Genomic DNA, 13,144 nt, shown 5'->3' on the forward strand with positions numbered 1-13,144 from the left:
CGGCGACGGCCCGCGCGATATTGAACCGTGCGGCGCCAGTCGCCGCACCCTGACTGACGGAACGGACATGCCTCAACTGGTGGTGCTGCCTCACGTCGAACTGTGCCCGGACGGCGCAGTGATCGATGCGACGCCCGGCAAGAGTATTTGCGACAACCTGCTCGACAACGGGATCGAGATCGAGCATGCGTGCGAGAAGTCGTGCGCATGCACGACCTGCCACGTGGTGATCCGCGAGGGCTTCAACGATCTCGACCCGTCCGACGAGGACGAAGACGACCTGCTCGACAAGGCGTGGGGCCTCGAGCCGACATCGCGTCTGTCGTGCCAGGCAATCGTGAAGGAAGATTCTGACCTGGTGGTCGAGATCCCGAAGTACTCGATCAACCACGCGAAGGAAAATCACTGACGGATCGGCGGGGCGGACTCGCCGCGCACACGGGAGAGCAGGCCATGAAATGGACCGATTCGCGCGAAATCGCCATCGCGCTGGCAGACAAGCATCCGGACGTCGATCCGCAGCGGATCAATTTCGTCGACCTGCGTCAATGGGTCATCGAACTGGACGGCTTCACCGACGATCCGGCTCACTCGGGCGAGAAGATCCTCGAAGCGATCCAGGCCCACTGGATCGATGAATCCGACTTCGACGACGAAGACTGAGATTCGCTGTGGCGCCTCGCGCCATGTGGCTCCGGCAACGCTCCCGCAAAAAGAAAAGGCTCGTGAAGCATCACGAGCCTTTTTCATTTCCGGCGCGGCGCAAGGGCCGCCCGGCGAGACGTCAGGCGTTACGCGCCGACCAGCGTCCCGTTCTCGATCCGCACGCGCTGGCCCTGGCCGAACGGCGGCGGGTTGTGGTACGTGAACGTGCGCGTCGCGCCGCTTTCCATCTGGACCTGCACCTGGTAGTCGGTTTCCGCGCGCACCTGCTTCTCGACCTGATTGCCGGCGAGACCGCCGCCGAGCGCGCCGATGATCGTCATCGCCGTGCGGCCGTTGCCGTGACCGAACTGGTTGCCGAGCAGGCCGCCGGCCGCTGCGCCGCCGACCGCGCCGATCCCCGAGCTCTGGCCCGGCGTACGCGTCTGCGTGATCGCGACGACGGTGCCGCAGGTCTGGCAATAGGCCGCCTGCGCGGGCGCGGACGGCTGCTGCGCGTATTGCGGCGGTTGCGGCGCCGGCGTATGGCGGCGGTGCGTGGCGGCAGGGCGCGGCGCGGGCTTCGGTTCGGCCTGGGCTGCCGCCGCCTTCTCAGCCGCCGCCTTCTGCTGCGCGGCCTGTTCGGCTGCCTGCTGCTGCGCTTGCGCGGCGAGCGCGGCGCTGGCCGCAGCGGCCGTATCGACGGCCGGCTGCGACGCGATCAGCGCGGCCTGGGTCTGGCCGTTCTGCGCATTGTTGCTGTTGGCCTTCGGGAAGATGCCCGTGATCGCAGCGGTGGCCGCGAGGCTCGCGACGATCACGGCGCCTGCCGCGGTCGCGATGAGCGGGTGAAGGCGTTGCTTTTGCGGCGTGGTTTGATTCTGGTTGTCCATTTTGTTCTCCGGTGTCGACCTGGCTTCGCACGTTGGTGCCGGCCGGATCCCACGCTCGGGAGCGAGCAGACTCGGCGTTCCGGCGCCGCGTTCTGGTCCCGTGGTCATGCGTGGTGACGCAACAGGAGTGTCATTCACGGGCGAGGGTCGCACCGTATCAAGGTGTAACGAATTGCTGCAGCGGGGCGGCGGGCGTTACAGGGAAAACCCGGAGAAGGCCGTCGCGACGAGGAGATAAAACGGGGGAGGATCGAAAACCGGCGAACGCCGGCGGGCGGGATTTACGCGTGGTTACAAAGCTGACGCGTGCGCGCCGCAGGGCGCGGCGCACACGCGGGATCGGCCGTCAGTCTTCGCGGCGCAGGTGCGGGAACAGCAGCACGTCGCGGATCGTCGGGCTGTCGGTCAGCAGCATCACGAGACGGTCGATGCCGATCCCGCAACCACCCGTCGGCGGCATCCCGTGTTCGAGCGCGCGGATGTAGTCGGCGTCGAAGAACATCGCTTCCTCGTCGCCTGCATCCTTCTGCTCGACCTGCTTCTTGAAGCGCGCGGCCTGGTCTTCCGGATCATTCAGCTCCGAGAAGCCGTTCGCGATCTCGCGGCCGGTCATGAACAGCTCGAAACGCTCGGTGATGCCCGGCACCGTATCCGATGCGCGTGCGAGCGGCGACACCTCGACCGGGTAATCGATGATGTAGGTCGGCTCCCACAGCTGCGATTCGGCGGTTTCCTCGAACAGCGCGAGCTGCAGCGCGCCGATGCCGGCGTTCAGGAAGGCCGGCTGCGACACGTCCACGCCGAGGCGCTTCAGTTCGGAGCGCAGGAACGCGTCGTCCGACAGCTGGCCGTCGGTGTACTGCGGCGCGTACTTCTGGATCGCCTGCGTGATCGTCAGGCGGTGGAACGGCTTCGCGAGGTCGAGCTCGCGGCCCTGGTACTGGATCGTCGCGGTGCCGAGCGCATCGATCGCCGCCTGGCGGATCAGCTGCTCGGTGAAGTCCATCAGCCAGCGGTAGTCGGTGTACGCGGCGTAGAACTCCATCATCGTGAATTCCGGGTTGTGGCGCGGCGACACGCCTTCATTCCGGAAGTTGCGGTTGATCTCGAACACGCGTTCGAAGCCGCCGACGATCAGGCGCTTCAGGTACAGCTCCGGCGCGATGCGCAGGAACATCTGCATGTCGAGCGCGTTGTGGTGCGTGACGAACGGCTTCGCCGCGGCGCCGCCCGGGATCGGGTGCAGCATCGGCGTTTCGACTTCCATGAAGTCGGCGTTGTCCATGAACTTGCGGATCGACGCGATGGTCTTGGTGCGCGCGCGGAACGTGTCACGCGTTTCCGGCGTGACGATCAGGTCGACGTAGCGCTGGCGATAGCGCATTTCCTGGTCGGCGAGGCCGTGGAACTTGTCCGGCAGCGGACGCAGCGCCTTCGACAGCAGGCGCAGCTCCTTGCACTGGACCGACAGCTCGCCCTTGTTGGTGCGGAACAGCACGCCGCGCGCGGCGACGATGTCGCCGAGGTCCCACTTCTTGAATGCGTCGTAGGTTTCCGCGCCGACGTCGTTCGGCGTCACGAAGAACTGGATCTGGCCCGAACCGTCCTGCACCGTCGCGAAGCTCGCCTTGCCCATCACGCGCTTGAGCATCATGCGGCCGGCGACCGATACCTCGACCGGGTTCGCCTCGAGCGCGGCCTTGTCCGAGTCGGCGAATTTCGCCTGGAGATCGGCGGCGTGATGCGTCGGCCGGAAATCGTTCGGATAGGCGACGCCTTGCTCGCGCAATGCGCGCAGCTTCTCGCGGCGCTCGGCGATGATCTGGTTTTCGTCCGCCGCGACGGCGGGCTGCGTTTGGGTCGGTTCGGTCATGATGGTCGGAATTCGGAGTGGGTGCGGCAACGCAACGGGAAGGGCGGCGCGACCGCAGGGGCCGCGCCGCGGCGCTTACACGCCCTGTTTGAGGCTCGCGCTGATGAAGTCGTCGAGATCGCCGTCGAGCACGGCCTTCGTGTTGCTCATTTCGACGTTCGTACGGAGGTCCTTCACGCGGCTCTGATCGAGGACGTACGAGCGGATCTGGTGACCCCAGCCCACATCGGTCTTGCTCGATTCGAGCTTGTCCTGCTCGGCCTGGCGCTTGCGCATTTCGGCTTCGTACAGGCGCGACTTCAGCATGGCCATCGCTTCGGCGCGGTTGCGGTGCTGCGAGCGGTCGTTCTGGCACTGCACGACGATGCCGGTCGGCATGTGCGTGATCCGCACGGCCGAGTCGGTCTTGTTGATGTGCTGGCCGCCCGCGCCCGATGCGCGGTACGTGTCGATGCGCAGATCGGCCGGGTTGACCTCGACTTCGATCGAGTCGTCGATTTCCGGATACACGAACACCGACGAGAACGACGTGTGGCGGCCGCCCGACGAGTCGAACGGCGACTTGCGCACGAGGCGGTGGATGCCGGTTTCGGTGCGCAGGAAGCCGTACGCGTATTCGCCCGACACCTTGATCGTCGCGTTCTTGATGCCCGCGACGTCGCCGTCGGACTCTTCGAGCACTTCGGCCTTGAAGCCCTTGCGTTCGCAGTAGCGCAGGTATTGGCGCAGCAGCATCGACGCCCAGTCGCACGCCTCGGTGCCGCCGGCGCCGGCCTGAATGTCGATGAAGCAGTTGTTCGGGTCGGCCGGGTTCGAGAACATCCGGCGGAATTCGATGTCGCCGACGCGCGCTTCGAGCTTCTTCGCGTCGTCTTCGGATGCGACGAGGGTGTCTTCGTCGCCTTCCTCGCGTGCCAGCTCGAACAGGTCGAGCGCATCGCGCAGGTCGCTATCGAGTGCCGTCAGCGTCGTGACGACGCCTTCGAGCAGCTTCTTCTCGCGGCCGAGTGCCTGGGCGTTCTTCGAATCGTTCCAGACGTTCGGGTCTTCGAGTTCCTTGTTGACTTCGGTCAGACGCGCAGATTTGGCGTCGTAGTCAAAGATACCCCCGAAGCTCGCCCGCGCGCGTGCGCAGGTCGAGCAGGGAACTTTCGATCGCGTTGAGACGTTCCGCTTCCATGATCGTTCGCTATTCTTGCTTCGTAAAAAAGCGGAATTATAGCCGATCGGCAGGGTTTCCCGGTGACGCGGAACGTGCTTGCATGCGCGCCGCGGCCCCGTGCGGCGCGGCGCGCATGCGGCCCGCGCGTGCCGCGGCGGGTTGGCCGGGCGGGCGGCGCTCAGCCGGCCGCGTGTTCGACGATCAGCTGGACGCGCGTCACGCCGTTCCACGTGTCGGCCACGAGGCGGTACGCGATCAGCGCGCTCGCCGGAAGCGGCTCGGTGTGGTTGAACCAGATCGCGTTGAAGCGCTGGCGGCCGCGCGCCAGCTGCAGCTTCAGGTGCTTTTCCTTCACGAGCGACTGCGACACGACATCGAATTCGCCGGAGAAAAGCGGGGCCGGAAAGCCCTGGCCCCAGACGGCTTCATCGAGCAGCCCGACGAACTGCGGCGTGAAATACGCTTCTTCGAGTTCGCCGTCGGTCTCGATCACGCGCGCCAGCGCGTCGTCGGACAACCACTCGCGCGCGACGGCCTCGAACGCGGCCGCGAAGCGCGGCACGTTGTCGGTGTCGAGCGTGAGGCCCGCCGCCATCGCGTGGCCGCCGAACGCGACGATCAGGTCGGGTTCGCGCTTCGATACCAGGTCGAGCGCGTCACGCAGGTGGAAGCCGGGAATCGAGCGGCCCGAACCCTTGACCCGCGTGCCGGCTTCGTCCGCATGCGCGAACGTGAACGACGGGCGGTGGAATTTCTCCTTGAGCCGCCCGGCGACGATGCCGATCACGCCCTGGTGCCATTCGGGGTTGAACAGCGTGATCGTGCACGCATCGGCCGGATCGACGTCGGCGAGATCGGCCAGCGCCTGCTGCTGCATGCCGGCCTCGATCTCGCGGCGCTCGCGGTTCATCGTATCGAGCTGCTGCGCGAGGTCCCACGCGCGGCCGATGTCGTCGGTGATAAGGCACTCGATGCCGAGCGACATGTCCGAGAGCCGCCCGGCGGCGTTCAGGCGCGGGCCGAGGCCGAAGCCGAGGTCGAAGCCCGATGCGGTGCGCGCCTCGCGGCCGGCCGCGCGGAACAGCGCGGCGATGCCCGGCTGCATGCGGCCGTTGCGGATGCGCTGCAGCCCCTGCGCGACGAGCACGCGGTTGTTGCCGTCGAGCCGCACGACGTCGGCGACGGTGCCGAGCGCGACGAGGTCGAGCAGCCCGTCGAGGCGCGGTTCGGCCTCCTTGCTCGCGAACGCGCCGCGGCGGCGCAGCTCGGCGCGCAGCGCGAGCAGCACGTAGAACATCACGCCGACGCCGGCGATGTGCTTGCTCGGGAATGCGCAGCCGGGCTGGTTCGGGTTGACGATCGCGCGCGCCGCGGGCAGCGCGTCGCCGGGCAGGTGGTGATCGGTGACGAGCACGTCGATGCCGCGCGCGTTCGCGGCTTCGACGCCCGCGACGCTCGCGATCCCGTTGTCGACGGTGATCAGCAGGTCGGGCTTGCGCGCGGCCGCGAGTTCGACGATCTCGGGCGTGAGTCCGTAGCCGTATTCGAAGCGGTTCGGCACGAGGTAGTCGATCTGCGCGCCGAACATCCGCAGGCCGCGCACCGCGACCGCGCACGCGGTCGCGCCGTCGCAGTCGTAGTCGGCGACGACCAGCAGGCGCCGCTTGTCGGCGATCGCGTCGGCGAGCAGCGCCGCGGCGTCCGCGCAGCCTTTCAGTTCGGTGGGCGGGACGAGGCGCGTGAGGGCCGTCTCGATGTCGGTCGGAGACTGCACGCCGCGCGACGCATAGAGGCGCGCGAGGACGGGATGCAGGCCGTGGCGCGCGAGCGCTTCGGCGTCGGCGGGCGCGACGGGGCGGGTAACGATCCGGGTCATACAGGTCGGGTTATTCGAACAGGGATGCCAGCGCGCGGCGGCGCCAGAACTTGCGCAGGTCGCCGCGCGTCGCGTGCAGCGTCACGGAGCTGGTGTCGCCGCACAGCGTGAAATCGACGCCGGCCAGCTCGCCGTTCTGCAGCGCGGCGAGGGACGGCGCGAACCAGTCGCGCTCGAGCGCGGCGAGCGCATCGTGCCAGCGTGGCCAGTCCTGCTCGATGTACGGGGCGGACAGCGTGGGCAGCTCGACGAGCGTCGCGCCGGCGGCGGCGGGCAGTGCGTCGAGTGCGGCCGGCACGCCGCCGGCTTCGGCTTGCGCGGCGCGCGCGAGGCCGAGCGCCGCGGGCGACGCGGACAGCACACGCGCGAACGGCTTGCCGACCGGTTTCAGCGTGCCTTGCGCATGGAACCAGATCGAGTTGACGGCGGGCAACCCGCGCGCTTCGCGCGCTTCGTTGACCGGATGCTGGAACCACGCCATCTGCACTTCGTTCTGCAGCTTCATCCACATCCGCGAGCGTTCGCCGGTGTGCGCTTCGTGCGGCAGCCAGATCTCGATGTTGCGGCCGCTCGCGCGCAGCGGCGCTGCGCCGGCGAGGCGGGCGAGCTGCTCGCTGGACAGGTACCAGCGAGCCGGCTGCGGCGCCTCCAGCCGCACGCCGAGCTCCTCGATCAGCGGGCGCGCGACCGCCAGCAATGCGGCGGCGTCGCCGTCGTCGAGCGCGAGGCTCGCCGGGTCGACTAGCACGAGGTGATCGTGCGCGATTTCGACGTGGACGGGTTCGACGCACGCCCAGGCCTGGGTGCCCGGATCGCCGCCGTCCGCCAGCAGCATGTAGGGCGCGAGCGGCGCCTCGTCGGCGGCGTTGCCCTGGGTCGCGCCGAACTGGCGGGCCAGCCAGCGTTCGTGCGGCAGCGTGCGCTGGAAGTCCTCGCCGGCCACGCGCTCGACGAGGCTTGCGCGGGCGAGCAACTTTTCGAGCGCGGGGCTGTCCAGCGTGTGCAGGGACGAGGTCGCATCGGCCGCCGACGGCAGCGCGAACGGAACGAGAAAATGGAGGCGTCGGTCGTGCATGATGGTGCGCATTGTATGGCAAACTGCGCGCGTGATCGGGCCGGCGGACGGCCCGATTGCGTCCGGCGACCGTTTTTTCGGCCGTGCCCGGGCGGTCGGCCGCCGCCGGACGGCGCTCCGGCCACGGGCCGCCATCCCCGCCGTAACCAGCAGAAAGGACTCGCTTGAAACTTCCGTACGAATGGCAGATCGGCTGGCGCTACACGCGCGCCGGCAAACGCACGACCGGCAACGGCTTCATTTCCTTCATCGCGCTCGTTTCGATGCTCGGGATCGCGCTCGGCGTCGCGGCGCTGATCGTCGTGCTGTCCGTGATGAACGGCTTCCAGAAGGAAGTGCGCGACCGCATGCTGTCGGTGCTTGCGCACGTCGAGGTATTCTCGCCGACCGGCTCGATGCCCGATTGGCAACTGACCGCGCAGGAAGCGCGCCGCAATACGTCGGTGATCGGCGCGGCGCCATACGTCGACGCGCAGGCGCTGCTCACGCGCCAGGACGCGGTGAGCGGCGTGATGCTGCGCGGCGTCGAGCCGTCGCTCGAACCGCAGGTGTCGGACATCGGCAAGGACATGAAGGCGGGCCAGCTCGCCGCGCTCGTGCCCGGCCAGTTCGGCATCGTGCTCGGCGACGCGCTCGCCGGCAACCTCGGCGTGACGGTCGGCGACAAGGTCACGCTCGTCGCGCCCGAAGGCACGATCACGCCGGCCGGGATGATGCCGCGGCTCAAGCAGTTCACGGTGGTCGGCGTGTTCGAGTCGGGCCACTACGAATACGACAGCACGCTCGCGATGATCAACATCCGCGATGCGGAGGCGCTGTTCCGGATGTCCGCGCCGACCGGCGTGCGGCTGCGGCTCACCGACATGCAGAAGGCGCCGCAGGTCGCGGTCGAGCTGTCGCATACGCTGTCGGGCAGCCTGTACATCCGCGACTGGACCCAGCAGAACAAGACCTGGTTCTCGGCCGTGCAGATCGAGAAGCGGATGATGTTCATCATCCTCACGCTGATCATCGCGGTGGCCGCGTTCAACCTCGTGTCGTCGCTCGTGATGACGGTGACCAACAAGCAGGCCGACATCGCGATCCTGCGCACGCTCGGCGCGCAACCAGGCTCGATCATGAAGATCTTCGTCGTGCAGGGCGTGACGATCGGCTTCGTCGGCACCGCGTCGGGCGTCGCGCTCGGCTGCCTGATCGCGTGGAGCATTCCGTGGCTGATCCCGATGATCGAGCATCTGTTCGGTGTGCAGTTCCTGCCGCCGTCGGTGTACTTCATCAGCGAGCTGCCGTCGGAGCTCGTCGCGGGCGACGTCATCAAGATCGGTCTGATCGCGTTCGTGCTGTCGGCCGTCGCGACGCTCTATCCGAGCTGGCGCGGCGCGAAGGTGAAGCCGGCGGAGGCGCTGCGCTATGAATGATCGCGCGACCGCATTGGCGGATTCACGACAACCCATCAGACAGGATTCGGCAGGTATGCAGGAATACGTGCTTCAGGCGCGCGGGATCACGAAGGCGTTCGTGCAGGGCGGCTTCAACGTGCAGGTGCTCAACAACACCGAGCTGACGGTGCGGCGCGGCGAGAAGCTCGCGGTCGTCGGCGCGTCGGGCTCCGGCAAGAGCACGCTGCTGCACGTGCTGGGCGGCCTCGACGAACCGAGCGCCGGCGAAGTGTCGCTGCTCGGCAAGCCGTTTACGCAACTCGCCGAGCGCGAGCGCAACGAGCTGCGCAACCGCGCGCTCGGCTTCGTCTACCAGTTCCATCACCTGCTGCCGGAATTCACCGCACTCGACAACGTCGCGATGCCGCTGCGCATCCGCCGGATGACGACCGAGGATGCACGCGCGCAGGCACAGGCGATGCTCGAACGCGTCGGTCTCGGGCCGCGTGCGAAGCATCGGCCGGGCGAGCTGTCGGGCGGCGAGCGGCAGCGCGTGGCGATCGCGCGTGCGCTGGTGACGAAGCCCGCGTGCGTACTCGCCGACGAGCCGACCGGCAACCTCGACGGCACAACCGCCGACACGGTGTTCAACCTGATGCTCGAACTGTCCGAGACGCTCGAAACGAGTTTCGTGATCGTCACGCACGATCCCGAGCTCGCGGCGCGCTGCGACCGCATCATGCGCCTGCGCGACGGCGTGCTGCACGAGGAGCCGGCGCTGCCGGTGTGAACGAACGCCCCGCCGTGCTGCCGGGCGAGTCCCGGCACGGCGGCGAGGGCGCAGGAAAGCCGCCATGTGGATCGATACGCATTGCCATCTCGATGCCGCCGAGTTCGACGCCGACCGCGACGCCGTCGCGCACGCGGCGCGCGCGGCCGGCGTGTCGCGCATCGTGATTCCGAGCATCGGACGCGACAATTTCACGACCGTGCGCGAACTGGCGCAGCGCACGCCGGGCGCCGTCTACGCGCTCGGCATCCATCCGATGTATACGCCGGACGCGCGCGACGAGGATCTCGACCGCCTGCGCATGGAGATCGAGGCAAGCCTCGATGATCCGCGCTTCGTCGCGATCGGCGAGATCGGTCTCGACTACTTCGTGCCGGGCCTCGACGAGGATCGCCAGCAATTCTTCTATCAGGGGCAGCTGAAGCTCGCGCGCGAATTCGACCTGCCGGTGTTGTGCCACGTGCGCAAGTCGCAGGACCGCGTGCTCGCCGGGCTGCGCCGCTTCGGCGTGCGGCGCGGCATCGCGCATGCGTTCAACGGCAGTTTCCAGCAGGCCGATGCGTATCTCGCGCAGGGGCTGCATCTCGGTTTCGGTGGCAACGTGACGTTCGGACGCGCGTTGCAGATCCGGCGGCTCGCCGCGCAGTTGCCGCTCGACGCGATCGTCGTCGAGACGGATGCGCCCGACATCGCGCCTGAATGGGCGTACAAGTCCCGCAACGCGCCCGACCAGGTGCCGCGCATCGGCGGCGTGCTCGCCGAACTGCGCGGGATCGACGCGCACGCGCTGTCCCTATCCACAACGGCTAACGCGCTCGCCGCGCTGCCGCGCCTCGCACTTTCGTCCGCATAATCGTTGCCGGAAGGTGCCGCATCGACGGCGGCGCCAGATCGACGAGGAGGTGCGATGCGCGTGTGGTGGATCGCGTTTGCGCTCGGCGTCGTCGTGCTGCAGCGGCAGGCGGCGTTGCCGGGCATGGGCGGCTGGGTAGGCGGGGCGGTCGTTCTGGCCGGTTGCGGCGCGCTGCTCGCAGGGTGTGCGCGGCGCCGTCGAACCCGCGCGATCGTCGCGCTCCGGTGGATGCTGTGCGCATGCGCCGCCGGTGCGATCGGATTCGGCTATGCGGCCGCACGTGCCGAATGTCGGCTGCGTGACAGCCTGCCTGTCGAGCGGGAAGGGCGCGATATCGTCGTCACGGGCGTGATCCGCGGGTTGCCGGTGATCGACGATACCGGCGCGCGACTGCTGTTGGCCGTCGAATCGAACGATGCGGGGCTGGCCCGTTTCCCTCCGCTGATCCGGTTGTCGTGGCGCACGTACGGCGCGCGCGCAGCACGCGACGCGATGCCCGATTTGCGCGCCGCGCAGCGCTGGCGTCTCGTGGTGCGCCTGAAGCGCCCGCATGCCGAGGCGAATCCCGGCGTGCGCGACAGCGAGGCGGCGTGGCTTGCCGCGGGCATTCGCGCGATCGGCTATGTGGTCGCGCCCGAGCGGGCGGAGCTGCTCGACGCGAGGGCATCGGGATGGCGCGCATCGATCGATCGGCTGCGCGACGCGCTGCGCAACGATATCGGCGACGCGCTCGGCAGCGACGCGCGCCATCGCGGCATCGTGACGGCGCTCGCGGTCGGCGATCAATCCGGCATCGGCGACGACGCATGGCGCGTGCTGCGCAATACGGGCACGAGTCATCTGGTCGCGATTTCGGGCCTGCACGTCGGGCTCGTCGGCACGATCGCGGGCGGGATCGTTTCGTGGGTCTGGCGGCGTCTGCGCTGGCGCGGACACGCCGCGGCACTCGCGATGCCTGCGCCATATGCGGCTTCGGTGGCGGCGCTGATGGCCGCCGCCGGCTATGCGGCGCTTGCCGGGTTCAACGTGCCGGCGCAGCGCGCGTGGTGGATGATCGCGGCCGGGGCGGCTGCCTATCTCGCCGGACGCAGCGTGCCGCCGTCCGCCGTGTTGTGCGCGGCGCTCGGCGGCGTGCTGCTGGTCGATCCGTGGGCGGTGGTGTCGGCCGGGTTCTGGCTGTCTTTTGGCGCGGTCGCCGTGATCCTGATGGCCGTGGCGGGCTGGCGCGCGGTGCGCGAATTCGACGGCGGCGACGACCGTGGGACGGACGGCGTTGCCACGGTCGACCGCTGGCACCGCCTGTGCGCGTGGTGCAAGCGTGCCGGGCGCCGTGTCGCGGAGGCGACACGCGTGCAGTACGCGGTGACGATCGGTCTTGCGCCGCTGACGGCCGCGTGGTTCGCTCAGATCTCGGTATCGGGCCCGTTCGGGAATGCGTTTGCGATCCCGTGGGTCAGCGCCGTGGTGACGCCGATCGTGCTCGCCGGGATCGGGTTGCCCGCGCCGTTGGACGCGTATGCGTTCCGGCTCGCGCATGCGGCGCTCGAACCGATGATGGCGCTGCTCCGGCACCTTGCCGACTGGCCGGCCGGCGTGTTCTGGCTGCGCATGCCCGACTGGCCGGTTCTGGCGCTTGCGTGCGTGGGTGTCGCGTGGGTTTTGATGCCGCGCGGCTGGCCGCTGCGCTGGGCGGCGCCGATGACATGGCTGCCGCTGGTCGCTGCAGCACCCGATGCGCCGCCGCCTGGCGGCTTCCGGCTGACCGTGCTCGACGTCGGGCAGGGCGCGTCGGTGCTGGTGGAGACCGCGCGCCGGACCTTGCTGTTCGACGCGGGACCGGGGGCGGAGTCGACCCACGCCGGTGCGCGGATCGTCGCGCCGGCGTTGCGTGCGCGTGGAATCCGTACCGTCGATTCGCTCGTCCTGAGTCATGCGGACGCCGATCACGCAGGTGGCGCGGCAGCCGTCTATGCGGCCGCCGAGGTCCGCCAGCTGCTTGCCGGCATTGCGCCGCGACACCGGCTGTGGCGCGACGCGCAGGCGGCCGGCGTGGCGGATCGGCTGCCGTGCGCGGCCGGGCAGCGGTGGACCTGGGACGGCGTCGTATTCACGATGTTGTGGCCGCCAGGAGTTGCCGGCGCGGGTTCCTCGAACGAGAAATCGTGCGTGCTGCGCGTCGATGCGGGCGGCACGTCGGCGCTGCTGACGGGCGACATCGAGGCGCGCGCCGAGCGCCGGCTGGTGGACGATGCGCGCGACGCGCTGGCCGCGCAGATTCTCGTTGTGCCGCACCATGGCAGCCGTACGTCGTCGGTCGAGCCTTTCCTCGATTCGGTCGGGCCGCGCGTCGCGGTATTTGCTGTAGGCTATCGCAATCGATTCGGGCATCCGCACCGGACGGTCCTCGCGCGCTACGAAATGCGCGGGATTCCGCTGCCGCGCACCGATCGCGACGGGGCCGTGAGGTTCGACATCGCCCCGGCGGGCGGCGGCTTCGCGTTCGAGCGTCATCGCGATGCGCAGCGGCGGTACTGGATGGACCGGTGAGCGGCGCGATGGCGCGGGTCAAGAAGGCGGAGGCCGGAGGTGGCGCTGAAGGGC

The 13,144-nt window shown here is 68.8% G+C and carries 11 protein-coding genes; 6 read left to right on the forward strand and 5 right to left on the reverse strand.

All coding sequences use genetic code 11. The features are described from left to right. Positions 1–67 precede the first annotated feature (67 nt). On the forward strand, positions 68–409 hold the full coding sequence (fdx, locus tag HWX22_RS07570) for an ISC system 2Fe-2S type ferredoxin (RefSeq protein ID WP_059464189.1): 342 nt from the start codon (positions 68–70) through the stop codon (positions 407–409). Between the two features lie 44 nt (positions 410–453). Next, complete coding sequence (iscX, locus tag HWX22_RS07575) at positions 454–663, forward strand: Fe-S cluster assembly protein IscX (RefSeq protein WP_040144569.1); 210 nt, start codon at positions 454–456, stop codon at positions 661–663. Positions 664–791: 128 nt separating this feature from the next. Here the strand turns inward: iscX and HWX22_RS07580 are convergent, their stop codons facing one another. From HWX22_RS07580 to HWX22_RS07600, 5 genes are all read right to left on the reverse strand, one after another. Continuing rightward, entirely contained in the window at positions 792–1,535 is a 744-nt protein-coding gene (locus tag HWX22_RS07580) for a glycine zipper 2TM domain-containing protein (RefSeq protein ID WP_059535846.1), read from the reverse strand. Between the two features lie 346 nt (positions 1,536–1,881). Continuing rightward, positions 1,882–3,408 carry a lysine--tRNA ligase gene (lysS, locus tag HWX22_RS07585; protein ID WP_059535844.1) on the reverse strand — a complete coding sequence of 509 codons (1,527 nt, stop codon included), beginning with the start codon at positions 3,406–3,408 and terminating at the stop codon, positions 1,882–1,884. 75 nt (positions 3,409–3,483) lie between these two features. Further along, a protein-coding gene (gene prfB / locus HWX22_RS07590; protein ID WP_107938119.1) for a peptide chain release factor 2 occupies positions 3,484–4,588 on the reverse strand; the annotation gives its coding sequence in 2 pieces (ribosomal slippage) (positions 3,484–4,506 and positions 4,508–4,588; 1,104 coding nt in all). Between the two features lie 160 nt (positions 4,589–4,748). Then, complete coding sequence (gene recJ, locus HWX22_RS07595) at positions 4,749–6,446, reverse strand: single-stranded-DNA-specific exonuclease RecJ (RefSeq protein ID WP_175908667.1); 1,698 nt, start codon at positions 6,444–6,446, stop codon at positions 4,749–4,751. Positions 6,447–6,456: 10 nt separating this feature from the next. Continuing rightward, complete coding sequence (locus tag HWX22_RS07600) at positions 6,457–7,533, reverse strand: hypothetical protein (RefSeq protein ID WP_059817833.1); 1,077 nt, start codon at positions 7,531–7,533, stop codon at positions 6,457–6,459. Between the two features lie 152 nt (positions 7,534–7,685). On the opposite strand from HWX22_RS07600, the gene HWX22_RS07605 reads away from it, so the two are divergent. The 4 genes from HWX22_RS07605 to HWX22_RS07620 all read left to right on the forward strand — a co-directional run bounded on the left by HWX22_RS07605 (position 7,686) and on the right by HWX22_RS07620 (position 13,090). Next, a complete protein-coding gene (locus HWX22_RS07605) occupies positions 7,686–8,939 on the forward strand; it encodes a lipoprotein-releasing ABC transporter permease subunit (RefSeq protein WP_059535838.1) in 1,254 nt (417 codons plus the stop codon). A 55-nt stretch (positions 8,940–8,994) separates the two neighbouring features. After that, a complete protein-coding gene (lolD, locus tag HWX22_RS07610; protein ID WP_059450449.1) occupies positions 8,995–9,690 on the forward strand; it encodes a lipoprotein-releasing ABC transporter ATP-binding protein LolD in 696 nt (231 codons plus the stop codon). Between the two features lie 64 nt (positions 9,691–9,754). Beyond that, a complete protein-coding gene (locus tag HWX22_RS07615) occupies positions 9,755–10,543 on the forward strand; it encodes a TatD family hydrolase (protein ID WP_175915330.1) in 789 nt (262 codons plus the stop codon). Positions 10,544–10,597: 54 nt separating this feature from the next. After that, positions 10,598–13,090: a DNA internalization-related competence protein ComEC/Rec2 gene (locus HWX22_RS07620; protein WP_175915331.1), complete on the forward strand. Its 2,493-nt coding sequence runs from the start codon at positions 10,598–10,600 to the stop codon at positions 13,088–13,090. Positions 13,091–13,144 lie beyond the last annotated feature (54 nt).

Origin of the sequence: Burkholderia sp. BCC1638, from assembly GCF_902833195.1 — a bacterium.
Lineage (GTDB): Bacteria > Pseudomonadota > Gammaproteobacteria > Burkholderiales > Burkholderiaceae > Burkholderia > Burkholderia diffusa.